At 63.5% G+C, this 22,343-nt stretch carries 22 protein-coding genes; 13 read left to right on the forward strand and 9 right to left on the reverse strand.

The window, feature by feature from the left end; genetic code table 11:
- The first annotated feature begins 115 nt into the window (after positions 1 to 115).
- The 4 genes from tpiA to ATY76_RS08585 all read left to right on the forward strand — a co-directional run bounded on the left by tpiA (position 116) and on the right by ATY76_RS08585 (position 3,853).
- Positions 116 to 886 (forward strand): triose-phosphate isomerase, encoded by a 771-nt coding sequence (gene tpiA / locus ATY76_RS08570; RefSeq protein WP_088674332.1) that lies wholly within the window; start codon positions 116 to 118, stop codon positions 884 to 886.
- 119 nt (positions 887 to 1,005) lie between these two features.
- Positions 1,006 to 1,539: a preprotein translocase subunit SecG gene (secG, locus tag ATY76_RS08575; protein WP_088674333.1), complete on the forward strand. Its 534-nt coding sequence runs from the start codon at positions 1,006 to 1,008 to the stop codon at positions 1,537 to 1,539.
- 143 nt (positions 1,540 to 1,682) lie between these two features.
- On the forward strand, positions 1,683 to 3,311 hold the full coding sequence (locus ATY76_RS08580) for a CTP synthase (protein ID WP_088674334.1): 1,629 nt from the start codon (positions 1,683 to 1,685) through the stop codon (positions 3,309 to 3,311).
- Positions 3,312 to 3,382: 71 nt separating this feature from the next.
- Positions 3,383 to 3,853, forward strand: coding sequence for an SRPBCC family protein (locus tag ATY76_RS08585; protein WP_088674371.1), 471 nt, complete (start codon positions 3,383 to 3,385; stop codon positions 3,851 to 3,853).
- A gap of 39 nt (positions 3,854 to 3,892) precedes the next feature.
- Here ATY76_RS08585 and ATY76_RS08590 read toward each other — a convergent pair whose 3' ends face one another.
- Entirely contained in the window at positions 3,893 to 4,981 is a 1,089-nt protein-coding gene (locus ATY76_RS08590) for a citrate synthase/methylcitrate synthase (RefSeq protein ID WP_088674335.1), read from the reverse strand.
- 84 nt (positions 4,982 to 5,065) lie between these two features.
- Here ATY76_RS08590 and ATY76_RS08595 point away from each other — a divergent pair, with 84 nt between their 5' ends.
- The 5 genes from ATY76_RS08595 to ATY76_RS08615 all read left to right on the forward strand — a co-directional run bounded on the left by ATY76_RS08595 (position 5,066) and on the right by ATY76_RS08615 (position 11,478).
- A complete protein-coding gene (locus ATY76_RS08595; protein ID WP_088674336.1) occupies positions 5,066 to 6,211 on the forward strand; it encodes a citrate synthase in 1,146 nt (381 codons plus the stop codon).
- Positions 6,212 to 6,333: 122 nt separating this feature from the next.
- Positions 6,334 to 6,852, forward strand: coding sequence for a FecR domain-containing protein (locus tag ATY76_RS08600; RefSeq protein ID WP_088674337.1), 519 nt, complete (start codon positions 6,334 to 6,336; stop codon positions 6,850 to 6,852).
- A 4-nt stretch (positions 6,853 to 6,856) separates the two neighbouring features.
- On the forward strand, positions 6,857 to 8,713 hold the full coding sequence (locus tag ATY76_RS08605; protein WP_088674372.1) for an adenylate/guanylate cyclase domain-containing protein: 1,857 nt from the start codon (positions 6,857 to 6,859) through the stop codon (positions 8,711 to 8,713).
- Positions 8,714 to 8,811: 98 nt separating this feature from the next.
- Positions 8,812 to 10,767, forward strand: a complete 1,956-nt coding sequence (locus ATY76_RS08610; protein ID WP_088674338.1) for a DEAD/DEAH box helicase — start codon at positions 8,812 to 8,814, stop codon at positions 10,765 to 10,767.
- Between the two features lie 57 nt (positions 10,768 to 10,824).
- Positions 10,825 to 11,478 carry a 50S ribosomal protein L11 methyltransferase gene (locus tag ATY76_RS08615; RefSeq protein WP_088674373.1) on the forward strand — a complete coding sequence of 218 codons (654 nt, stop codon included), beginning with the start codon at positions 10,825 to 10,827 and terminating at the stop codon, positions 11,476 to 11,478.
- Between the two features lie 15 nt (positions 11,479 to 11,493).
- Here the strand turns inward: ATY76_RS08615 and glp are convergent, their stop codons facing one another.
- From glp to ATY76_RS08640, 5 genes are all read right to left on the reverse strand, one after another.
- Positions 11,494 to 12,717, reverse strand: a complete 1,224-nt coding sequence (gene glp, locus ATY76_RS08620; protein ID WP_088674339.1) for a gephyrin-like molybdotransferase Glp — start codon at positions 12,715 to 12,717, stop codon at positions 11,494 to 11,496.
- Positions 12,714 to 13,211, reverse strand: coding sequence for a cyclic pyranopterin monophosphate synthase MoaC (gene moaC, locus ATY76_RS08625; RefSeq protein WP_088674340.1), 498 nt, complete (start codon positions 13,209 to 13,211; stop codon positions 12,714 to 12,716). Before moaC ends, glp begins: the two co-directional genes overlap by 4 nt.
- A 1-nt stretch (position 13,212) precedes the next feature.
- Positions 13,213 to 14,025, reverse strand: a complete 813-nt coding sequence (gene trpC / locus ATY76_RS08630) for an indole-3-glycerol phosphate synthase TrpC (protein ID WP_088674341.1) — start codon at positions 14,023 to 14,025, stop codon at positions 13,213 to 13,215.
- A gap of 9 nt (positions 14,026 to 14,034) precedes the next feature.
- Positions 14,035 to 15,051 (reverse strand): anthranilate phosphoribosyltransferase, encoded by a 1,017-nt coding sequence (gene trpD, locus ATY76_RS08635; RefSeq protein ID WP_088674342.1) that lies wholly within the window; start codon positions 15,049 to 15,051, stop codon positions 14,035 to 14,037.
- A gap of 124 nt (positions 15,052 to 15,175) precedes the next feature.
- Positions 15,176 to 17,068 (reverse strand): peptidylprolyl isomerase, encoded by a 1,893-nt coding sequence (locus tag ATY76_RS08640; protein ID WP_088674343.1) that lies wholly within the window; start codon positions 17,066 to 17,068, stop codon positions 15,176 to 15,178.
- Positions 17,069 to 17,288: 220 nt separating this feature from the next.
- Here ATY76_RS08640 and ATY76_RS08645 point away from each other — a divergent pair, with 220 nt between their 5' ends.
- Positions 17,289 to 17,570: a hypothetical protein gene (locus tag ATY76_RS08645; protein ID WP_088674374.1), complete on the forward strand. Its 282-nt coding sequence runs from the start codon at positions 17,289 to 17,291 to the stop codon at positions 17,568 to 17,570.
- Between the two features lie 73 nt (positions 17,571 to 17,643).
- On the opposite strand, the gene ATY76_RS08650 is transcribed toward ATY76_RS08645, so the two are convergent.
- A complete protein-coding gene (locus ATY76_RS08650; protein ID WP_088674344.1) occupies positions 17,644 to 17,898 on the reverse strand; it encodes a GlsB/YeaQ/YmgE family stress response membrane protein in 255 nt (84 codons plus the stop codon).
- A 789-nt stretch (positions 17,899 to 18,687) separates the two neighbouring features.
- Here ATY76_RS08650 and ATY76_RS08655 point away from each other — a divergent pair.
- The 3 genes from ATY76_RS08655 (at position 18,688) to ATY76_RS08665 (ending at position 21,149) form a co-directional block, all read left to right on the forward strand.
- Positions 18,688 to 18,843: an entericidin gene (locus ATY76_RS08655; RefSeq protein ID WP_088674345.1), complete on the forward strand. Its 156-nt coding sequence runs from the start codon at positions 18,688 to 18,690 to the stop codon at positions 18,841 to 18,843.
- Between the two features lie 472 nt (positions 18,844 to 19,315).
- The gene (locus ATY76_RS08660) at positions 19,316 to 20,188 is read left to right on the forward strand and encodes a transglutaminase family protein (protein WP_088674346.1); all 873 of its coding nucleotides are present in this window, start codon (positions 19,316 to 19,318) and stop codon (positions 20,186 to 20,188) included.
- A 94-nt stretch (positions 20,189 to 20,282) separates the two neighbouring features.
- Positions 20,283 to 21,149, forward strand: coding sequence for a transglutaminase family protein (locus ATY76_RS08665; protein WP_088674375.1), 867 nt, complete (start codon positions 20,283 to 20,285; stop codon positions 21,147 to 21,149).
- Here ATY76_RS08665 and ATY76_RS08670 read toward each other — a convergent pair.
- Together ATY76_RS08670 and ATY76_RS08675 are read right to left on the reverse strand one after the other, a co-directional pair.
- Positions 21,106 to 21,330, reverse strand: a complete 225-nt coding sequence (locus ATY76_RS08670) for an alkylphosphonate utilization protein (RefSeq protein ID WP_088674347.1) — start codon at positions 21,328 to 21,330, stop codon at positions 21,106 to 21,108. The two genes, ATY76_RS08665 and ATY76_RS08670, sit on opposite strands and share 44 nt — an antisense overlap.
- An 88-nt stretch (positions 21,331 to 21,418) precedes the next feature.
- Positions 21,419 to 22,312 (reverse strand): LysR family transcriptional regulator, encoded by an 894-nt coding sequence (locus ATY76_RS08675; RefSeq protein WP_088674348.1) that lies wholly within the window; start codon positions 22,310 to 22,312, stop codon positions 21,419 to 21,421.
- Between the last annotated feature and the right edge of the window lie 31 nt (positions 22,313 to 22,343).

Genomic DNA, 22,343 nt, shown 5'->3' on the forward strand with positions numbered 1-22,343 from the left:
TCGGCAGAAAAATGCGCGAGATCGCAGAGATTCCCGTTACGTCAAGGGCATGATGCTTTTCATTGCCGCAAGCTTTTGATAATGCGGCCGAGGATATGAAGTTAGGAAGGCCGGCATGACACCTGACGTGCGCCCGCTGGTGGCGGGAAATTGGAAAATGAACGGCACGCGTGCCTCGCTCGATCAGATCAAGGCGATCGCCGAGGGCGTTCGACCGCCGCTCTCCGGCAAGGTCGAGGCGCTGATCTGCCCGCCGACGACGCTGCTCTATGTGGCAACCGCGCTCTGCACCGAAAGCCCGCTTGCGATCGGCGCACAGGACTGCCACCAGAAGCCGTCAGGCGCGCATACCGGCGATATCTCGGCCGAGATGATCGCCGACAGCTTCGGCACCTATGTGATCGTCGGCCATTCCGAGCGCCGCACCGACCATGCCGAGACGGACCATCTGGTCCGCGCCAAGGCGGAGGCTGCTTTCGCCGCCGAGCTCACGGCGATCATCTGCATCGGCGAGACGGCCGACGAACGCCGCGCCGGGCAGGAGCTCGACGTCATCAAGCGCCAGCTTTCCGCCTCGGTTCCGGATACCGCGACTGCCGAGAACACTGTTATCGCCTATGAGCCGATCTGGGCGATCGGCACCGGTGTGACGCCGACATCGGCTGATGTCGAAAAGGCCCACGCCTTCATGCGCGCGGAACTCGTCGCCCGCTTCGGCGATGAAGGCCGCAAGATGCGCCTTCTCTACGGCGGCTCGGTCAAGCCCGCCAATGCCGTAGAGCTGCTCGGCATCGCCAATGTCGACGGAGCGCTGATCGGCGGGGCGAGCTTGAAAGCCGCCGACTTCCTCGCCATCTACCGGGCCTATGAGGCGCTGCTCGCCTGATGCATTGTTTATTCCTGGGTTTATTCCTGGCCGAAGGGCTTGGAATAGGCGAAAGCCTCATGTAAAGACCCGCCAGAATTCTTACTTATGTCCGTCTCCAGGCGGGCAGGACTGGACCCATGCAGACAGTATTGATTGTCATCCATCTCATGATCGTGCTCGCCCTCGTCGGCGTCGTGCTCATCCAGCGCTCGGAAGGCGGCGGCCTCGGCATCGGCGGCGGATCGGGCTTCATGTCGGCCCGCGGCACGGCCAATGCGCTGACGCGCACGACCGCGATCCTGGCGACCCTGTTCTTCCTCACTTCGCTCGGCCTCGGCATACTGACGCGATATGAACGCCGTCCGACCGACATTCTCGACCGCATTCCGGCGACGAGCGGCCAGGGCAGCGGCATTCTCGATTCGCTCGGCGGCGGCGCGCAGGCTCCGGCAACCCAGCCGGCCGGCAACGGCGTTCCGAACGGCGGCGCTGCTGCTCCGGCACCGGCCGCCCAGGCTCCCGCAGCGCCTGCGCCTGCAACTCAGGCACCGGCTGCCAGCGCACCTGCGGCGACTGCCCCGGCAGCTCCGTCGGCCACTGCTCCGGCAACGCCCGCTGCTCCGGCCACACCGGCACCGGCTCAGCCCTCCGGCGTCCCGACGGGACAGTAAACCGGGCAACGACATAAACCGCCGGCAGGCCCTCGGGTCTGCCGGTTTTCTTTTGTTCAGATTCCCGCGGCACGCTCCGAAAGTTCTGGAAAAGAATTTTTGGGCTGGTGGAATCGTTTTTGAAAAGGTATCCGGTGAATCCCATGGCGCGATACGTATTCATCACTGGCGGCGTGGTTTCTTCCCTCGGAAAAGGAATCGCGGCCGCGGCTCTCGGAGCGTTGCTGCAGGCCCGTGGATATCGGGTGCGGCTTCGCAAGCTCGACCCCTATCTGAACGTGGACCCGGGCACGATGAGCCCGACCCAGCACGGCGAAGTCTTCGTCACCGACGACGGCGCGGAAACCGATCTCGATCTCGGCCACTACGAACGCTTCACAGGGCGTTCGGCGACCAAGACCGACAACATCACCACCGGCCGCATCTACAAGAACATCATCGACAAGGAGCGGCGCGGCGACTATCTCGGCGCGACGGTTCAGGTCATTCCGCACGTCACCAACGAGATCAAGGATTTCGTCATCGAGGGCAATGACGACTACGATTTCGTCATCTGCGAGATCGGCGGCACGGTCGGCGATATCGAGGCGATGCCCTTCATGGAAGCGATCCGCCAGCTCGGCAACGACCTGCCGCGCGGCACCGCCGTCTATGTCCACCTGACGCTGATGCCCTATATTCCGGCTGCCGGCGAGCTGAAGACCAAGCCGACGCAGCATTCCGTCAAGGAACTGCAGGCGCTCGGCATCCACCCCGACATCCTGCTGGTGCGCGCCGACCGCGAAATTCCGGAAGCCGAGCGCCGCAAGCTGTCGCTGTTCTGCAACGTGCGCCCGTCCGCCGTCATTCAGGCGCTCGACGTCGCCAACATCTACGACGTGCCAATGGCCTACCACAAGGAAGGCCTCGACGGCGAAGTGCTGGCTGCCTTCGGCATCGAGCCGGCGCCGAAGCCGCGCCTGGAACAGTGGGAAGAGGTCTGCAACCGCATCCGCACGCCGGAAGGCGAGGTGATGATCGCGATCGTCGGCAAATATACCGGCCTGAAGGATGCTTATAAGTCGCTGATCGAAGCGCTGCACCACGGCGGCATCGCCAATCGCGTCAAGGTCAAGCTCGAATGGATCGAGTCGGAGATCTTCGAAAAGGAAGATCCCGCACCCTATCTGGAAAAGGTCCATGGCATTCTCGTGCCAGGCGGCTTCGGCGAACGCGGCTCCGAAGGCAAAATCCTTGCGGCCCGTTTTGCCCGCGAGCGCAAGGTGCCGTATTTCGGCATCTGCTTCGGCATGCAGATGGCCGTGATCGAAGCGGCCCGCAACCTGGCCGACGTCGAGGCCGCATCATCGACCGAATTCGGCCCGACGAAGGAGCCGGTGGTCGGCCTGATGACCGAGTGGATCAAGGGCAACGCGCTGGAGAAGCGCACGGCAGCCGGCGATCTCGGCGGCACGATGCGCCTCGGCGCCTACAAGGCGGCGCTGAAGAAGGGTACGAAGATCTCGGAGATCTACGGTTCCACCGATATTTCCGAGCGCCATCGCCATCGCTATGAAGTCAATGTCGATTACAAGGACCGGCTGGAAAACTGCGGCCTCGTCTTCTCCGGCATGTCGCCGGACGGCGTGCTGCCGGAGACGATCGAATATCCCGATCATCCCTGGTTCATCGGCGTACAGTACCACCCGGAACTGAAGAGCCGTCCACTCGACCCGCATCCGCTGTTTGCAAGCTTCATCGAAGCAGCAACGGAACAGAGCCGTCTCGTCTGACCACTGCCAAGGCCAGATCGCGCAGCTTCGCGCGGTCTGGATAAGGCTGGTATTTGCGCTATCTCACCGGCATGACGACAGGACGCAGCACGACCGTTTCATGCCTCATTGCGGCGCCGCCAGAGCGCATCTACCGTGCCTTTCTCGATGCGGAGGCCGTCGCGACCTGGCTTCCGCCCGGCTCGATGACGGGCATCGTCCACGCCTTCGAAGGCTGGGAAGGCGGCGCCTTCAGCATGTCGCTCGTCTATCCCGATGACGAAACTTCGCAACTCGGCAAGACCTCGGAGAAGACGGACCGGTTCGAAGGCCGCTTCGCAAGGCTCGTCCCCGACCAGCAGATCGTCTGGGTCACGGTTTTCGATTCCGAGGACGAGAGCTTTTCCGGCGAAATGACCCTTACGACGACATTGTTGCCTGTCGATGGCGGCACCGTTGTAACGATGGTCTGCGAAGACATCCCCTCCGGCATTCGGCTCGAAGACAATGAGGAAGGCTGCCGTTTGACGCTCGACAAACTTGCCGCCTTCGTCGGCGGTTGACGATCGGCAACGGGAGTTTCCCGCCGCCGAATTCAAGCTTCAGGCAGCGGCCGGCAATGGGCCGATATAGACCGAGCGCGGGCGGATCAGCCGGCCCTCGAGAGCCTGCTCGCGGGCGTGCGCCAGCCATCCGACCGTTCGGCCGATCGCAAAGACGCCGGTGAAAGCCTCACGCGGGAAGCCGAGTGCCTCGAGCAGCAGAGCGGTGTAGAACTCGACGTTGACGTCGAGCAGCCGGTTCGGCTTGCGGACTTTCAAAACTGCCAATGCAGCGGCCTCTACCGCCTCGGCCAGTGCGCCGCGAGCGCTGTCCACCTGGCCGGTTGCGATCAATGGCTTCAGTACGCCTTTCAGCGCATCGGCGCGCGGATCGCGGACGCGGTAGATGCGGTGGCCGAAACCCATCAGCCTTTCGCCGCGATCGAGCGCTTCGCCGAGCCATTGGCCGGCATTCTCCGCCGTTCCGATCGCATCCAGCATGTCGAGCACCGGACCGGGCGCGCCGCCATGCAGCGGTCCCTTCAGCGCGCTCAGCGCCGCCAGCACGGAGGAGGTGAGGCCTGCCTGGGTCGAGGCGATGACGCGTGATGCGAAAGTCGAGGCGTTGAGACCGTGATCCGAAATCGTCACGAGATAGGCATCGAGGGCTGCCGTCTGCTCCTTGCTCGGCGCGTTTCCGGTCAACATGCGCAGGATATCGGCTGCCTGTGACAGCGAGGCGTTGGGTTCGATCGGCTGTTCGCAGCACTGAAGGCGCAGGATCGCCGGCAGGAAGACCGCCGGTGCGGCCAGAAGGGCGAGGGCGGTGTCGAAATCTTCGCCGTCCGGCAAGCGGGCGATCAGCGCCCGCATCGCATCGACGGGCGGCAGAGTAAGCAGCGAAGGATCGGCCGTCCTGATGTGATCGAAAACCCTTGTTCGCGCCTTCGCCAGCCATTCGCGCAGCTGCGTTTCGTCAAAGCTTCGCTCTACCAGCCCGTCGAGCAACAATGCGGCGACGCCCTCATAGCTGCTGCCCGCGACCAGTTGATCCAGCGATATGCCGCGGATGATCAGCCGTCCCGCTTCGCCATCGACATCCGAAAGCTGCGTTTCGGCGGCAATGACGTCTTCCAAGCCGTTTTTCATGATGTTTTCTCCTTTACGAGAGGGATGATCCGATCTAGCCTTGTTGACGTCAATCTTGATGCAATTGATCAATATGAGGCACCGATGTCGTGGCTGACCGCCGAGGAGGCGCTGCGGGCGCTGAAGACCAAGCCGCAGACGCTCTACGCCAATGTCAGCCGTGGGCGCATTCGTGCCAAGCCCGATCCCGCCGATCCACGCCGCAGCCTTTACCAGGCGGCCGACGTGCAGCGGCTGGCCGAGCGCCATGCCGGTCGCCGCAAGGCCGAGACCGTCGCCGCCGAGACGATCCGCTGGGGTGACCCGGTTCTCTCATCGGCGATCTCGACCATCATCCGCGGGCGTCTGTTCTATCGCGGACAGGATGCTGCCGATTTTGCTGCGGCGGCGACGCTGGAACAGACGGCCGCCTTGCTCTGGAACGGGGCGGCAGCAGCTTCCTCGGACAGCGCCGGCAAATATGCCCCTCCATCGCTTCAGGCGGCCTTTCTGGCGCTGGCCGGGCGGGTGACGGCGGATCTACCATCGCTCGGCCGATCGCAGGCAGCACTTCGGCGCGACGCGCATGATGTTCTGTCCACGGTCGCCGATGCATTGGCTCCCGGGCCCTCCGACCAGCCGCTGCATGTCAGGCTTGCGGCAAGCTGGCAGCGGCCGCAGGCGGCCGATTGCCTGCGCTGCGCTTTGGTGCTGCTTGCCGATCACGAACTGAATGCCTCGACCTTCGCTGCGCGGGTGACGGCATCGGCGGGTGCTGCCCTTTCGGCCTCGGTGCTTTCCGGCCTTTCGACCCTGACAGGACCGTTGCACGGCGCCGCCTGGCAGGGTGTCGACGCATTGATCGAGGCGACGGCTGGCGTCGGGGCGGAGCAAGCGATCCGCCGCACGCTTGCACAGGGCAACTCCCTTTCGGCCTTCGGCCATCCGCTCTATCCCGACGGCGATGTCAGGGCCTTGACGCTGCTGTCGCATTTCCCTCTGCCAGCGAAATTCACCGAACTCCGGGACGCCGGCGAGGCGATGGTCGGCGAGAAGGTCAACATCGATTTCGCGCTTGCCGCGATGGCCTCCGCCTTCGATCTTCCCAGGGAGGCGCCGATCATCGTCTTTTCGCTTGCCCGCACGACGGGCTGGCTGGCGCATGCGATGGAGCAGATCGAAAGCGGACAGTTGATCCGGCCGCGAGCGCGCTACGCCGGACCGGCGCCCGAAACCATCGCCAGCCGCTGAGGGCTTGGGGCAGTTTTTTCGCATGGGGAAATATCTGAATTCAGCTATCATGCCCCAAATGGAAGAAGACGGTTGGCGGACACTTTCGTAAAAGCTGCTCCGCACAGTCAAAGGGGCTTTCCATGACTAAGATGCTTCGCAGTCTATTTACTGCCGCACTCGCGGTCGGGCTGTTTCCCTATGGGACCGCCTTTGCTCAGTCCGCCGGCTGCTTGGTATCGCGCGATGCCAGCTCCCGTCAGGTCCTCACTTGCCCGGGCGGCGTCAAAGTGACCGCGGAAGCCGGCGCGTCCTTCCGCCTCAGCGATCGCAATCGCGACGGCAGCCCGGATTCCCTGTCGCTGCGCAGCAAGGCCGTCCTCGTCGATGTCGACAGCAGCCAGCACGCGGGCGGTTTCCAGGTCGTGACGCCGCAGGCGATCGCCGCGGTGCGCGGCACGCAATGGGCTGTCGATGTTGCAAGCGGCAAGACCTCGGTGCTGGTCGTCAGAGGCAGCGTCGCCGTCCGCCGTCCGGCCGGTGCGCCGGTAGTGCTGTCGCCGGGCGAGGGCGTCGATGTCAGCGGTGGAACCGAGCCGCTTGTCGTGCGCCGCTGGCCGGCGACGCGTGCGGCCGCCCTTCTTGCCCGCCTGGGCCAATAAATCCATGAATCATCGCCTGCTGACGACGATCATGCTGCTGCTCGCCGGCCTTTGGGGGGCTGCGCTCGGCTATCTCAATCTCGATGCGCGAATCGGCCTTCTCGACCGGATGGAAGCTTCGCTCACCGACATCCGCAGCGTCGTCGTCGGGGCGAAAGCGCCGCCGCCTATCGTCTCGATCGTCGCGATCGACGACCGCACCGCCGTAGCCCACGGCTATCCGCTCGACCGGGCGACGCTTGCGCGGCTCGTCAGCGCGATCAACGCGCTGAAGCCGAAAGCCGTGGCGCTCGACATCCTGCTCGTTGATCCTGGGCCGGAGGAGGGTGATGCCGCGCTCGCCTCCGTCCTCCGCGAAGGGCCTTCCGTGATTGCAGCAGCGGCCACCTTTGCCCGAAGCAGCCAGCAGGTCACAGATGCGGCCGGTGATCCGCTTGCCGCCATTCCCGAGGCAAATCATCTTCTCTTGCCGCTTCCGCGTTTTGCCGAGGCGGCGGCAGTCGGCGTCGTCAATGTCGCAACCGACCAGACCGGCACACCGCGCTTCATTCCGCTGATATCGCGCGCCGCCGACCGGCTGGATCCAGCTTTTCCGCTGCGCGCCGCTTCGGTGGCGCTCGGTGTCGATCCCGCGATCGAACCCGGTGCCATCATGCTGGGGAACCTGCGCATTCCCACAGATATCGGCCTGCGCCTGCCGGTGACTTTCTATGGTGGACATGGGAGCATCGCCACCTTCAGCGCCGCCGATGCGCTGGCTGGCAAGCTGCCGGCGGATGCCGTTTCGGGCCGTGTTGTCGTCATCGGCTCCACCGTGACCGGCGGCGGCGATGTCTTCCCGACGCCGTTCGATCCCGTCATGCCAGGTGTGGAGGTGATGTCGACGGCGATCACCCATCTCATCGCCGGCGACGGCATGGTGCGGGACCACAGGATACGGCTGATCGACGCCGGCATCGCTGTCGGGCTGTCCGTCCTGCTCGTTTCGCTGATTGCATGGCGGCGTAGTGCCGCCGGCTATGTCGTCATCGTACTGACGCTCATCGTCTGGGCGATGCTCAACCTGTCGGCCTTTGCACATGGCTATTGGCTGAGCGCAGCACTGCCGATCGCGGCTGCATTGCCGCCGGCGCTGATCTTCGGGGCAGCCGAGCTTTGGCTCGACCGCGGCCGCGCACGCCATTTCGCGGCTCAGAGCGCGCTGCTCCAGCGCATCGAGGCGCCTGGCCTCGGAGAGTGGCTGGCGCACAACCCGGATTTCCTTGCCAAGCCGGTGCGCCAGGACGCCGCCGTGGTCTTCATCGACCTCTCGGGCTTTACAGGCCTCAGCGAAGATCTCGGACCGGTGAAGGTCAGCGAGGTTCTGAGCGGTTTCTTCGAGCTGATCGACGAGGAGGCACGCGCTCACGGCGGCGCCATCACCAGCTTCATGGGTGACGGCGCGATGATCCTGTTCGGCCTGCCGGAGCCCGCCGACGACGATGCAGCCCGTGCTGTCGCCTGTGCGGTCCGCCTCTGCGACCGCACGCGGGCCTGGCTTGCGGTTCATGCCGGATTCGCCGAGAAGAAGATCGGCTTCAAGGTCGGCGCCCATTGCGGGCCGATCGTCGCCTCGCGGCTCGGCACCGGCGACCGGCAGCAGATCACGGCGGCGGGCGACACGGTCAATGTCGGCAGCCGCCTGATGGAAGTGGCCGCGCGTCACGGCGTCGAGCTGGCGCTCAGCGCCGAAATCGTTGCCGCCGCAGGCGAGGACAGCGTGCTCCTTCAATCGGGCCAGATCGAGGGTCCGCTGGAAACAGAGCTGCGCGGCCGTACAAGCCATATCGATGCCTGGCTGTGGCGAAGCCGCACGCTTTGACAATCGCCGCGGGAGCGGCTAGGAACGGCGCAAATATCCCGCCGGCTGGCTCCGGCCATGGCGCAGTTCGCGCCTGACAGTTCCGAAAGATCGAACCCATGACAGAATTCAACGGCGTCGTTCCGGCGATCGCCAAGGCGTTGCAGAAGCGCGGTTACGCCGAACTCACCCCGGTGCAGCAGGCGATGCTCGATCCCGGCCTTGCGGCATCCGACGCGCTGGTTTCGGCTCAGACCGGCTCCGGCAAGACCGTCGCCTTCGGACTGGCGCTGGCCCCGACGCTGCTTGAGGGCAGGGAGCGCTTCGGCAATGCCGGCGCGCCGCTCGCCCTCGTCATCGCGCCGACGCGCGAACTCGCGCTGCAGGTGAAGCGCGAGCTGGAATGGCTCTACGAGATGACCGGCGCGGTGATCGCCAGCTGCGTCGGCGGCATGGACATACGCAGCGAGCGCCGCGCGCTCGAACGCGGCGCTCACATCGTCGTCGGCACGCCGGGCCGGCTCTGCGACCATATTCGCCGCAATGCGCTTGATATGACGGACCTCAAGACGGCGGTGCTCGACGAGGCCGATGAGATGCTCGATCTCGGCTTCCGCGAAGACCTGGAATTCATTCTCGAATCGGCGCCGGACGAGCGCCGCACGCTGATGTTTTCGGCGACCGTGCCGGCGGCGATCGCCAAGCTCGCCAAGAGCTATCAGCGCGATGCCGTGCGCATCAGCACCGCGGCCGAGGAAAAGCAGCATGTCGATATCGAATATCGCGCACTGGTGGTTGCCCCGAGCGACCGCGAGAACGCGATCATCAACGTGCTGCGCTATTACGAGGCGACGAACGCCATCGTCTTCTGTTCGACGCGCGCTGCCGTCAATCACCTGACCGCGCGCTTCAACAACCGCAATTTTTCCGTCGTGGCTCTCTCCGGCGAGCTGACGCAGAACGAACGCAGCCATGCGCTGCAGGCGATGCGCGATGGGCGCGCCCGCGTCTGCATCGCAACTGACGTCGCCGCCCGCGGCATCGACCTGCCGGGCCTCGATCTCGTCATCCATGCCGATCTGCCGACCAACCCGGAAACGCTGCTTCACCGCAGCGGCCGCACCGGGCGCGCCGGGCGCAAGGGCATCAGCGCCATGATCGTGCCGCTGAACGCGCGGCGCAAGGCGGAGCGGCTGCTGGAGAATGCCGGCATTTCGGCCGGCTGGGCGCGGCCGCCGTCGGCCGAGGAGGTGAGCGAGCGCGATGACGAACGGCTGCTCGCCGATCCGATCTTCCACGAAGCGCCGCAGGAGGAAGAGCAGGGGCTGGTGCAGCAGCTGCTTTCGAGCCACGGCGCCGAAAAGCTCGCCGCCGCTTTCCTGCGCCTCTATCGCACCAACCATTCGGCGCCGGAAGACCTCATCGAGGTCACCGTGCAGGACGAGCGCAACCGCAAGCGCCGCGACAATGCTGCGCCCTACGAGCCGGCGCAGAAGGGACCGCGCGAAGATTTCGGCCCCAGCGTCTGGTTCTCCGTCTCGGTCGGGCGCAAGCAGAATGCCGAGCCGCGCTGGCTGATCCCGATGCTCTGCCGCAACGGCAATGTGACGAAGCGGGAGATCGGCGCAATCAAGATGCAGCCCGAGGAAACCTATGTGGAGATCGCCGCGGCGAATGCCGATAGTTTCCAGGAGGCGCTCGGTCCGAACAAAACGCTCGAACGCGGCATCCGTGTAACCCGGCTTTCCGGCACGCCGGATTTCAGCCGCGCGCCCTCGCCGAAGCCCTATGCCGGCAAACCGTCGCGTGACGAACGGCCAGGCGACTCCTTCCGCGATGAGCGGCCGAAGAAGAAGTTCGGCAAGGGTTCGGGCGGCGGTTATGCCGCAGCCGACGCTGGCGGCCAGGAGAGAAGGGACAGCAAGCCCTGGAGCAAGAAATCCGGCAAGCCCGGCTTCGATGGCCCGAAATCCGACAAGCCCAGATATGACAATCCGAAATTCGAGGGCGGCAAATATGAGGGCAAAGGTGGCTCCGGGCCGAAAAACAAGTTTTCGAAGAAGAAGCCCGGCTGATTTCGTCGGCTGCAATGCCGAATCATTGGATTTCGTGACCGGCGGTATCAGATGATGATGAAACGCCCCGGCACGCCGCGTCCCGATCCGGCCACCTTCATCCAGGCCAATCTGCCGATCTCGCCGGTGCCCTCCATCCCCGAGATCCGGCTTCACACCGCGGGGCCTGCGAGCGGGCTTTGGCGGCTTGCCGGCCGCGGAGAAGCCGATCCGCCGCCTTACTGGGCCTATCCCTGGGCCGGCGGCGCCGTCCTTGCCCGCCATCTGCTCGACCGGCCGGAAACGGTCGCCGGCCGCCGCGTCCTCGATTTCGGCGCCGGCTCCGGACTCGTCGCCATCGCGGCGGCGAAGGCCGGGGCGCGCGCGGTCACTGCGGTCGATATCGATGTCAACGCGGTTGCTGCAATCGGCCTCAACGCGGCTCTGAACGATGTGCACATCGCTGCCGCCGCGACTGACATAATCGACGGACCGCCGCCGGAGGAGACTGATCTCCTTCTGGTCGGCGACCTGTTCTACGATCCCGCACTTGCCTTGCGGGCGATGGCTTTCGTCAGGCGTTGCCAGGCTGGCGGTATTGAGGTGCTAATCGGCGATCCCGAGCGCGCGCATCTTCCGCATCGGGAACTCAATCGAATCGCAAGCCATACAGTTGTGGATTTCGGCGCGGGACGTGAGCCAGTACAGGCGGGCGTCTACTCGCTCGTCTGATCCAGCAGAAGGCGTCTAAGCCAGCAGGTCCGGCCGCAACAGCATGACCGGGCAGGGCGCTCCGGCCGGCAGTTCCGGCGCGTGCGGCGGGCGGATGATGAGGCAGTCCGAACGGGCAAAGGTTTTCATCATCGAGGAATCCTGCTTGTCGAAGGGCTCGACCAGCCGGTTTCCGGCAGCGGATTTCGAAAGTTTCGCCCTGATATAGTCCTGCCGGTGGTCGTTGGCGCGCAGCGTCACGGCCGCCTCCACCATTGTCTCTCGCTGCACTGGCGGCAAGCAAGCGAGCTTGCGGATCAGCGGCTCGAGGAAGAGCAAGGAGCAGACGAGGCTCGAGACCGGATTGCCGGGCAGGCCGAGCACATGCGTCTCGCCGAAACTGCCGACCATGAGCGGCTTGCCGGGGCGCATGGCGATGCGCCAGAAATCCAGCTGCATGCCGGCCTCGACCAGCGTCGCCTGCACCAGATCATGATCGCCGACCGAAGCGCCGCCGAGCGTGACGATGACATCGGCCTTGGCGCCCCGTGCTGTGCCGATCGCTGCCGTGATCTTAGCCTTATCATCAGGCACGATACCGAGATCGAGCACCTCCGCGCCGGCTCTGCGGGCGAGGGCTGCGATACCGAACGTGTTGGATGCAATGATCTGCGAGGGGCCGGGCGTGCTTCCGGGCGGCAGCAGTTCGTCGCCGGTTGCGAGAATGGCGATCAACGGGCGGCGCAGCACCTCGAGATCGGGCCGATTCATGCCGGCGGCAACCGTCAGCCGCGAGAAATCAAGCACGGTGCCGGCAGGGAGCACGGCTTCGCCTTCGACGAAATCCTGACCTCGGGGACGCACATGCTGGCCCTGGCGGACGGGGAAATTGGTTCGGATGCCGCCTTCGGTCTTTTCAGCATCCTCCTGCAACAGGACGCTATCGGCGCCTGCGGGAACAGGGGCGCCGGTGAAGATGCGGACGGCTTCTCCCTGGCCGACGCTTCCCTCAAAGCCGTGGCCGGCGGAGGAGGTGCCGATGACCTTCAGCACGGCGCCCGGCTCCGGCGCGTCTTCGCGGCGCAGCGCATAGCCGTCCATGGCGGACGCGTTGAAGGGCGGCTGGGTCAGACGGGCAGTGAGATCGACGGCAAGGACGCGGCCTTCAGCCCCGGTGAGTGGCAGCGTCTCGGATGCCGCGATCGGCTTTGCGCGGGAGAGCAAGCGGCTCAGTGCCTCGGCGACCGGCAGAAGGTTCATTTCGCCTCCGGATGGCGGAAATCGCCGGATTTGCCGCCGGACTTTTCGAGCAACCTGATACCGCCGATCTCCATTGCTTTGTCGGCGGCCTTGGCCATGTCGTAGATCGTCAGGCAAGCGACCGAGACGGCGGTCAGCGCCTCCATCTCCACGCCGGTCTTGCCGGTCAGCTTGGCGGTGGCGGTGACGCGGAGACCCGGCAGGGCGGCGTCCTCCTCGATCTCGACCGTGACCTTCGTCAGCATCAGCGGATGGCAGAGCGGGATCAGATTGGCGGTCTGCTTGGCGGCCATGATGCCGGCAAGGCGCGCTGTGCCGATCACATCGCCCTTCTTGGCATCGCCTTGACGGATGAGGGCAAGCGTTTCCGGCGCCATCTTCACATAACCTTCGGCCGTGGCGATGCGCACGGTCTCGGCCTTGTCGGAGACATCGACCATATGCGCCTCGCCGGAGGCGCCGATATGGGTCAGGCCAGGCTTTTCGCCGCTCATGTCACTCGGCCGCGATGGCGGCTTCGCCCAAGAGTAGCGCGCGGGTGGCAGCCGCCACGTCGTCCTTGCGCATCAGGCTTTCGCCGACGAGGAAAGTATTGATGCCGGACGCCTGCAGGCGCTTGCAATCGGCATGGGTGAAGATGCCGCTTTCGCCGACGAGGAGCCGGTCGTCCGGAACCATGGAGGCAAGCATCTCGCTGACCGTCAGGCTGACCTCGAAGGTCCTGAGGTTGCGGTTGTTGATGCCGACGAGCGTCGAGGAGAGCTTGAGCGCCCGTTCCATTTCCGGCGCATCGTGCACCTCGACCAGCACGTCCATATCGAGAGAAAACGCTTCGTCCTGCAGGCGCTCCGCATCGTCATCGCTGAGCGACGCCATGATCAGCAGAATGCAGTCGGCGCCCCAGGCGCGTGCCTCATGGACCTGGTAGGTCTCGAACATGAAATCCTTGCGCAGCGCGGGCAGGCCGCAGGCGGCGCGTGCCGCCGTCAGGAATTCCGGCGCACCCTGAAAGCTCGGCGTATCGGTCAGCACGGAAAGGCAGGCAGCGCCTCCAGCTTCGTAGGCCCTTGCCAACGCGGGCGGATCGAAATCGGGGCGAATGAGGCCCTTCGAGGGGCTCGCCTTCTTGATCTCGGCAATCAGGCCGAAATTGCCGGCGTCGCGCTTGGCGGCAAGCGCCTTGTGGAAGCCGCGCGGAGCGGACTGATCGGCCTGCATCGCTTTCAAGTCGGCAAGCGACACGGCGGCCTTCGCCGCAGCGATTTCCTCGCGCTTATAGAGTTCGATTTTCTTCAGGATATCGGTCATCGGCCAATCCTAGTCGATATCATTCGAAACGGCGACGAGTTTGTCGAGGGCAAGTGCGGTGGCGCCGCTGTCCAGCGAATGCGCGGCAAGCGCCATGCCGTCGCGGATCGTCTCGGCCTTGCCGGCGATGACGAGCGAGGCTGCGGCATTGGCAAGCGACACGTCGCGATAGGCATTCCTTGCGCCGCCGAGAACTTCACGAAGCGCTGCGGCATTGGCGACGCCGTCGCCGCCCTTGATGTCGGCGAGAACGCAAGGGCTGACGCCGAAATCGGCGGGCGACAGCTCGAAGGTGCGAATCTTGCCGTCTTCGAGGGCCGCGACCTGCGTCGTTCCCGTCGTGGTGATCTCGTCGAGGCCGTCCCCATGCACCACCCAGACGCATTCGGAGCCGAGATCGCGCATGACTTCGGCCAGCGGCACCAGCCATTGCGGCGAGAACACGCCGAGCAGCTGGCGGCGGACGCCGGCCGGATTGGAGAGCGGCCCGAGCAGGTTGAAGATGGTGCGCGTGGCGAGCTCGACCCGGGAGGGGCCGACATGGCGCATAGCCGAATGATGGAGCTGGGCGAACATGAAGCCGACGCCGGCCTCCGCGATGCAGCGGGAGATAGTATCGGGACCGGCATCAATGTTGACGCCCAGTGCGGCCAAATTGTCCGCCGCGCCGGATTTCGAGCTCAGCGCCCGGTTGCCATGCTTTGCGACGGGCACGCCGGCGCCCGCGACGATAAGCGCCGCCAGCGTCGAAATATTGTAGGTGCCGCTGGCATCGCCGCCGGTGCCGACGATGTCGATCGCATCGGCCGGCGCTTCGACGGTCAGCATCTTCGAGCGCATGGTAGTGACGGCGCCGACGATCTCGTCGACGGTTTCGCCGCGTACGCGCAGCGCCATCAGGAAACCGCCGATCTGCGAGGGTGTCGCCTGGCCCGACATCAGGATGTCGAAGGCAGCGCGGGCCTCGTCACGCGTCAGCGGCTCGCGGCTCGCGGCCTTGGCCAGGAACGGCTTCAGATCGGTCATGCGGTTTCAAGCCTCCCAGAGCATGATGCCGAAAAGTGTGAGCGGCTTTCGGCATCATGCTCTAACTCTTTAATTTAGAACAGAATTCAGATTTTAGGCCGACCTGGCCTAAAATCATCCTGTTCTAGCGGACGGTCGCCTGTTCTGCGAGCGTCTGGTTGATCTGCGCGCCATACTGCGTCTGCAGCAGGTTGACCATCTGATCGAGAATATCGTCGCCGGCGGCATTGGCCATGGCGGTGATCTGGGCGTCGCGGTTGTTCAGCACGTCGCCGGTCGGCTGGGAGTTGACCTCCGTCACCTTCATCAGGATCTGCGTGGAAGGATCGGCGCCGACGGCACTGGCCACCGTATCGATGGGACCAGAGAAGGCGGCGTTGATGCCTGCGCGGCCGAGAACCGGATCGTCGGTGGAGCGGGTGAAACCGCTCTTGCTTTCGACGGCGATGCCGAGCGGGGCTGCGATATCGGCAAGAGCGGTGCCTTTGGCCGCCTCGGCCTTCAATTCTTCAGCCTTCTTGGCGAGCGCAGCCTTCTGCTGTTCGGCCGTCCAATCCTCGACGGCCTTTTCGCGCACTTCGGCGACAGGCCGCTCGCGGTCCGGCGTGATTTCGCGGACGTTGAACCAGACATAGCCGTCATTGCCCATCGGGAGCGGTGGCGCATCGACGCCGACCTCGGTCTTGAAAGCTTCGCCGAGCAGCTGCTGCTTGATCGGAACATCCTTGACCTCGTTGCCGTCCTTGCCGGCGCCGGTCATATCGACGGCATCGACGGTCACCGCCTTGAGCTTCAGCTGGCCGGCGATATCCTCAAGCGTCGAGCCGCCGGCACGCATATCCTCGATGCGGTCATGAACGTTGATCACTTCCTGAGAGGCATTGGCGAGCGCCAGCTGCTTGCGGATATCTTCCTTCACCTCGTCGAAGTTCTTGACGGTCTCAGGCTTGATATTGGTGATGCGCAGGATGACCGGGCCGAAGGAACCGTCGACGACCGGCGTGGTGCCGCCATCCTTCGAAACCGCGAAGGCGGCATTGGCAACGGCCTGATCCGGGACCTTTTCCTTGGTGAATTCGCCGAGCAGCACGTCGCTCGCCGTCTTGCCCTGGTCGGAAACCAGCTGATCGAAGCTGGTGCCGCTCTTCAGCGCCGTTTCGGCTGCGGTGGCGAGATCCTTGCTCGCGAAGGTCAGCTGTTCGATCGTGCGGCTTTCCGGCGTGCGGTAGGCATCCTTGCCCTTGTCGAAGGCTTCGCGGATCTGATCGTCGGTGACGGTCGCGGCGTCGGCGATATCGGCGGGCTGCAGCTTCAGATAGATGATCTTTCGATATTCCGGTGCGCGATAGCGCTGCTTGACGCCTTCGAACCAGGCGGCCAGCACGTCATCGGCGGGCGCCTTGATCGGCTCGATATTGGCATTGGTGAGCAGCAGGTAATCGACGCTGCGGCTTTCATCGCCGTAGAGCTTGAGCGCGTCGACCAGCGTCTTCGGCGCCGTGAAGCCGTTGGAGACGGCATCGACGATCTGGCTGCGGACCGCGACCTTGCTGCGCTCCTTGATGTAATCCTCCTGGCGAATGCCGGCATTGCGCAGGCGCGAAATGAAGAGCTCACGGTCGAACTTGCCGTTGACGGCCTTGAAGGCCGGATCGTCGCCGATCAGTTGGGCGAGGCGATCCTCGGACAGGCCAAGGTTCATGTCTTCGGCGAGCTGATCGAGCGAGGCGCCGGCGACGAGCTGGGCGAGCACCTGCTGTTCGACGCCGAAGGCGCGGGCTTGCTCGGGGGTGAGGCGCATGCCGAACTGCTGGCTGAGGCTTTGCACCTGGCGCTGATAAGCGAGATGGAATTCATTGACGCCCACCTGCTGATCGCCGACGGTCACGACCGTGGTGCTGCTGCCGCCTGTCAGCAGCTCTCGCGACACACCCCAGATGCCGAAGGAGGCGACGAGGAGAAGCAGGAGCAGCTTGGCAACCCAGGTCTGAGCAGCTCTTCTCAGAAAATGGAACATGAAAACGCAAACCTCGCAGTATCATTGACCCGCACGACGGGCAGACATTCGTCGTTCCTTAAAACAAACCCGACAGGAAATGAAGGGTTTGTCGCGCGAAAAGCTGCGTGGGGCGATGACCGGCGTAAACGGCCCTGGCGGGGAACAAAAGATCGGCTGGAGCGGAACCTTTCTGGCCGCCATTTCGTTGAAGCGGCATCCCATGAAACAGGAGCAGACCATGGCAGAATTGAAAACCGCTTCCGCCGAATCCACCGCTGCGCGCGTCAAGGCCGATATCGCAGCAGACGATCTGTCGGCGCAGGTCACGGCGCTGCGCGAAGACCTCTCCAGACTGACGGAAAGCGTGCGGGCGCTGGGGCAGGGGGCAAAGTCGGTGGTAACCGATGAGGCTTCGCTGATGACGGAACGGCTGCGCGACAAGGTACGCGAAGAACCGCTCATGGCGCTCGCGGTGACGGCGGGCGTCGCCTATCTTTTCGGCCTGCTGAGCCGCCGCTGAATTCGGAAATCGGACAAGGAAAAGCCGGACGCCATAAACGCCCGGCTTTCAGTCGTGTCTGTGACCAATTGGGTCAGCGGCGGATGACTCGCCCGAGCGCGATCAGGATGCACGCACCGACGAAACCGGTGATCAGGTAACCCAGCCAGCCGGCCAGCGGCTGAATGTGCAACAGACCCAGGATCCAGTTGGCGACGATTGCGCCGACGATGCCGAGCAATATGTTCATGAGCAGGCCCATATTGCTGCTCATGACCTTTTCCGCCAGCCATCCGGCGATACCGCCGATGATGATGGCCGCGATCCAACCCACGCCTGCGTTTTCCATATAATTTCCTCCTGATGAAATGCCTCGCCACTATGCACGAAAAGAAAAAAAGTTCCACTCCTAGAGGAACTTAAGCATTTACGGCTGCAGGAGGGTGACGGGAGTTTCCAGCGCGTAAACGGCGAGCTGAAAAAGAAGGCCAGCAACGGCGAGCAAGGCGAAGCCGACCGGCATGATGAGGCTTTTGCTAAACATCTTCTTCTCCCCTTTTTATGAAGCATAAACCGAAGCGGGAGGCACGCAAGGCTATTATTAATAGTTAGTTAAGCCTCGTTTTTAAGTAAAATTTAAAATATCGAAATGGCACATGTCGTTATCTTGCGAAACAATGAATAAAGTACACGGACACCGGTCCAGCTGTCTTCGCACTGACTTGGAAATGTTTTTATTGACCTATACTGGCGTAAAGGTCGTCAACTAATACTAGCCATTCCGGATTATTGCGTTGCAGATACCGAGGCGGCCGGTGGCCACAGTCTCTCTGAAACGCACGTTTCGGGAGCCGCAGACTGTGCCAAAGCTGTTCAGCAGCGGACTGAGATCAGGGCAATTGCGCAGTCTTCACATTCTGTGGATAAGCAGCATGAAGAACAGGAAAGATGCTGTTGCGACGGTTGCGGCGAAGGCGATCTGATAATCCATATCGTTGACCCCGGTAGATGGCTCTCGTAAACGCCCGCGGCGTCACCGGGTTCCATACCCGCGATCGTGCCATCCCATCGGCGGATTGATTTTACCGTAGAGTGTATCATTTTCTTCAGATCGCAATTCATTTGGGGAAGATACCTGATGCCACAAGCTGCCATCGCCATTGCCTGCATCTGCCTGCTTACGCTTTCCGGTTGCGGCAATACCGCATACGGACTGAAGAAGGACGGGCAACAAACGAGCCATGCATTGGACAATGCAACACATCGGGTACTTTCAGCCGGCGCCAAGAAGTGAAGCCGCGACGGAATGACCGGGTAAAAAAAGCCCGCCTGGGGTGAGGCGGGCTTGGACTAACGGAGAAAATGGACGGGTGAAACCGCCTTCTTGAAAAAGCACTTCCTTAAGTGGATGGCTTTTGCGTCATGCGAGCGACCGACGCTGTTAGAGCAAGCGGTCGCGAGGATAGAATCAGAAGTTGCCCCAGTTTTGAGCGCGGGCACGAGCGCGAATGATCCGGTATTCGCGACCGCCATAGAGCGAACCGATTGTCAGCAGAAGCGTAAGAACGTCCCAGATGATATGCATCATACCCTCCTAAGGTTGGACGGCTCTGCCGTCGATCGGTGGAGCTACAATAGCAATCTTTCGAATCTGCTTATATGACAAGAAATCGGGATAAGCGGAGAAGCGGGCAGGGCGCTTCCAAGGGAGAGGCGGCATGGCCGCTTTGGAGCAGCAACGTGAATAGATTGCGGGGCGGCGGCCCATGACAATTTTCACCGTCCGCCATATCACCTCCTATCGCTACGTCAGAGAGGTCTATTTCGGGCAGCACCGCCTGATGTTCCGGCCACGCGACAGTTTCGACCAGCGGCTCCTGGAGGCGTCTCTGGCGATCTATCCGGAGCAAGGCCGGGTGCGCTGGATCCACGACGTCTTCGGCAATTGCGTCGCACTCATCGATATTCCGACACCGTCCGACGAGCTTCGGTTCGAAACCTGGATCACGCTCGACCATACGCCTCAGGTCGCACTCGATCTCAGGGTCGACAACGCCGCCCTGACCTATCCCTTCCCCTACGACCAAGACGAGATCGCCGATCTCGCGCCCTCGGTGCAGCGCCATTATCCCGATCCGAACAACGAGGTCGGGCGCTGGGCAATGCGGTTCGTGCGCCAGGGGCGGCCGACGGAAACCGGGCATCTGCTGATGACGCTCTGTTACGCTATCCGGGAAAGCTTCGTCTATTCGCGGCGCCTGGAGCATGGGACGCAGCCGCCTCTCCAGACCTTGCAGCTTCGCTCCGGCACCTGCCGGGATTTCGCGCTTCTGATGATGGAAGCGGCGCGCGCGCTCGGCCTCGCGGCGCGCTTCGTCACCGGCTATGTCTATGTTCCCGACCGGGATGGCTCCACCGTGCTCGGCGGCGGCTCCACGCATGCATGGTGCCAGATCTATCTGCCTGGCGCCGGCTGGGCGGAGTTCGATCCGACCAATGGAATCGTCGGCAACCGCGATCTCATTCGCGTCGCCGTCGCCCGCGATCCCCGCCAGGCCGTCCCGCTAAGCGGCAGCTACGACGGGGGACAAGCGGATTTCGACAGCATGACGGTTCAGGTCAACGTCACGACCAGCTAACCGCGCGGAGACGCTTGCAGTCCGTGGAACCGCGCCGCGCGGATCAACGTTCGATAGGCAGCCGCATATGCGCAGACGCGACGAGGAAGCCGCCATGAGGATACGCGCCGGGTTTCATCTGGGGTACGAATGCGTACAGCCGACACCCATGCTGCTCGTCCTCAACATTCATCCCTCCCGGCGCGCCGATCTCTTGAGCGAGCAGGTGCTGACATTCGACCGGCCGATCGAGGTCTGGGAGTATATCGACGTGTTCGGCAATGCCTGCAGCCGGATCGTGGCGCCGCCGGGACTGACGACGATTTCCACCGCGTTCGAGATCTACGACAGCGGGCAGCCCGACATCATTCCTGAGAATGCCGTTCAACACGCGATCAAGGACCTGCCCGACGAAGTACTCGTCTTCCTGCTCGGCAGCCGCTACTGCGACACCGACAGGCTTTCGGATTTCGCCTGGGCAACCTTCTCGTCGACGCCGCTCGGATGGGCGCGGGTCCAGGCGATCTGCGATTTCGTCCATAACCACATTACCTTCGATTACCAGAAGGCCGACGTGCTGAGGACCGCGCATGGCGGCTTTACCGACAAGAACGGCGTTTGCCGCGATTTCGCTCATCTCGCGATCGCGCTCTGCCGGTGCCTGAATATCCCGGCCCGCTACTGCACGGGCTATCTCGGCGATATCGGTGTTCCGGTCGATCCCAATCCGATGGATTTCAGCGCCTGGTTCGAGGTCTTTCTCGGCGGTCATTGGCATACGGTCGATGCCCGCCACAACACGCCGCGTATCGGCAGAATATTGATGGCGACCGGCCGCGATGCCACTGACGTCGCAATGTCGACGGCCTTCGGCCCGGCGAAGCTTTCCCGTTTCGAAGTGATCACGGAGGAAGTGCCGCAGGAGACCCCCGACGATCCTATGCCTTCTTCAGGAATTCCGTTTTCAACACCAGACCCTTGACCTGCTTGGTGTTGCACTCGATTTCGCCGGGATTGTCGGTCAGACGGATGCCCTTGACGAGCGTGCCGCGCTTCAGCGTTTCCGAGGTTCCCTTGACCTTGAGATCCTTGATCAGCGTGACGGAATCGCCGTCGTGAAGCTGGCTTCCGTTGCTGTCCTTTACGATGATGCCGTCGGTCATGATGTCCTCGCTTGATGGATGCGAGAGGGGAGATCACGGCAGCACGGGATAGTCAACCGCCGACACAGGATCGCTCTCGGGCCTTCAATCAGGTCGCGGCACAGGCATCGCGAAGGCAGCCGCGCAGCCAGCGGTGGGCGGGATCGGCATCCATCCTGGGATGCCAGAGCAAGGAAACCGTGATGTCAGGCATCGATACGGGGAGCGGAAAACTGTGCATTCCCGCGCGCAAGACGCCGGTATGCCGTTCGGGAACAGTGGCGATCAGATCGGAAGCCCGCGCGAGGGCGAGCGCCGTCGAAAAGCCGCCGACGATCGTCACGATCTGCCGTTCCAACCCGAGCAGATCAAGCGCCTCATCGATCGGCCCTTTCTCGAGACCGCGCCTGGATACGCTGACATGCCGGCCGGCCGCATAACGGGAGAGCGTCATTTCGCCCTGGCAAAGCGGATGTCCCGCTCGCACGACACCGACGAAGCGATCCCGAAACAAGGCTTGCGCCCGCACTTCGGGTCCGGTCGCCTTGCCGACGACACCGGTTTCCAGATCGACGGTGCCGTCGCGCAAGGGGGCGCTGTCTCTATCCGGCTTCTGCACGAAGCATAGCCGCACGCCAGGCGCTTCTTCGCCGATCCGTGCGATGAGACCTGGCCCGAAATTCTCGACGAAGCCTTCGCTGGTGCGCAGCGTGAATGTCCGGTCCAGCCGTTTCAGGTCGAGCGTCTCGACAGGGCGCAGCACGGCTTGCCCCTCCTCGACGATCCGGCCAACCCGCTCGCGCAGCTCGAGCGCCCGCGGGGTAGGGACGAGACCGCGTCCGGCACGGACCAGCAGCGGATCACCCGTGGTTTCGCGCAATCGCGCCAATGCCCGGCTCATCGCCGAGGGACTGAGCCGCAATCTGCGGGCCGCTCGGGCAACGCTGCCTTCGGCAAGCAGCACATCGAGAGTGACAAGCAGGTTGAGATCGGGTGTCGACATCGGTCGACGATAACACGGTTCGATCGTGATG

This window comes from Rhizobium sp. R339 (assembly GCF_002211395.1).
Classification (GTDB): Bacteria; Pseudomonadota; Alphaproteobacteria; order Rhizobiales; family Rhizobiaceae; genus Rhizobium.

What these genes read in the sequence shown, in the direction of transcription:
- ATY76_RS08600 (WP_088674337.1), top strand. Translation starts at nt 6,334, where the DNA reads ATGACTAAGATGCTTCGCAGTCTATTTACTGCCGCACTCGCGGTCGGG.
- trpC (WP_088674341.1), bottom strand. Translation starts at nt 14,025, where the DNA reads ATGACCGATATCCTGAAGAAAATCGAACTCTATAAGCGCGAGGAAATC.
- tpiA (WP_088674332.1), top strand. Translation starts at nt 116, where the DNA reads ATGACACCTGACGTGCGCCCGCTGGTGGCGGGAAATTGGAAAATGAAC.
- ATY76_RS08670 (WP_088674347.1), bottom strand. Translation starts at nt 21,330, where the DNA reads ATGACCGACGGCATCATCGTAAAGGACAGCAACGGAAGCCAGCTTCAC.
- ATY76_RS08580 (WP_088674334.1), top strand. Translation starts at nt 1,683, where the DNA reads ATGGCGCGATACGTATTCATCACTGGCGGCGTGGTTTCTTCCCTCGGA.
- ATY76_RS08640 (WP_088674343.1), bottom strand. Translation starts at nt 17,068, where the DNA reads ATGTTCCATTTTCTGAGAAGAGCTGCTCAGACCTGGGTTGCCAAGCTG.
- ATY76_RS08615 (WP_088674373.1), top strand. Translation starts at nt 10,825, where the DNA reads ATGAAACGCCCCGGCACGCCGCGTCCCGATCCGGCCACCTTCATCCAG.
- trpD (WP_088674342.1), bottom strand. Translation starts at nt 15,051, where the DNA reads ATGACCGATCTGAAGCCGTTCCTGGCCAAGGCCGCGAGCCGCGAGCCG.
- ATY76_RS08655 (WP_088674345.1), top strand. Translation starts at nt 18,688, where the DNA reads ATGCCACAAGCTGCCATCGCCATTGCCTGCATCTGCCTGCTTACGCTT.
- ATY76_RS08585 (WP_088674371.1), top strand. Translation starts at nt 3,383, where the DNA reads ATGACGACAGGACGCAGCACGACCGTTTCATGCCTCATTGCGGCGCCG.
- ATY76_RS08675 (WP_088674348.1), bottom strand. Translation starts at nt 22,312, where the DNA reads ATGTCGACACCCGATCTCAACCTGCTTGTCACTCTCGATGTGCTGCTT.
- ATY76_RS08665 (WP_088674375.1), top strand. Translation starts at nt 20,283, where the DNA reads ATGAGGATACGCGCCGGGTTTCATCTGGGGTACGAATGCGTACAGCCG.
- ATY76_RS08645 (WP_088674374.1), top strand. Translation starts at nt 17,289, where the DNA reads ATGGCAGAATTGAAAACCGCTTCCGCCGAATCCACCGCTGCGCGCGTC.
- ATY76_RS08660 (WP_088674346.1), top strand. Translation starts at nt 19,316, where the DNA reads ATGACAATTTTCACCGTCCGCCATATCACCTCCTATCGCTACGTCAGA.
- ATY76_RS08595 (WP_088674336.1), top strand. Translation starts at nt 5,066, where the DNA reads ATGTCGTGGCTGACCGCCGAGGAGGCGCTGCGGGCGCTGAAGACCAAG.
- ATY76_RS08605 (WP_088674372.1), top strand. Translation starts at nt 6,857, where the DNA reads ATGAATCATCGCCTGCTGACGACGATCATGCTGCTGCTCGCCGGCCTT.
- glp (WP_088674339.1), bottom strand. Translation starts at nt 12,717, where the DNA reads ATGAACCTTCTGCCGGTCGCCGAGGCACTGAGCCGCTTGCTCTCCCGC.
- secG (WP_088674333.1), top strand. Translation starts at nt 1,006, where the DNA reads ATGCAGACAGTATTGATTGTCATCCATCTCATGATCGTGCTCGCCCTC.
- ATY76_RS08590 (WP_088674335.1), bottom strand. Translation starts at nt 4,981, where the DNA reads ATGAAAAACGGCTTGGAAGACGTCATTGCCGCCGAAACGCAGCTTTCG.
- ATY76_RS08610 (WP_088674338.1), top strand. Translation starts at nt 8,812, where the DNA reads ATGACAGAATTCAACGGCGTCGTTCCGGCGATCGCCAAGGCGTTGCAG.
- ATY76_RS08650 (WP_088674344.1), bottom strand. Translation starts at nt 17,898, where the DNA reads ATGGAAAACGCAGGCGTGGGTTGGATCGCGGCCATCATCATCGGCGGT.
- moaC (WP_088674340.1), bottom strand. Translation starts at nt 13,211, where the DNA reads ATGAGCGGCGAAAAGCCTGGCCTGACCCATATCGGCGCCTCCGGCGAG.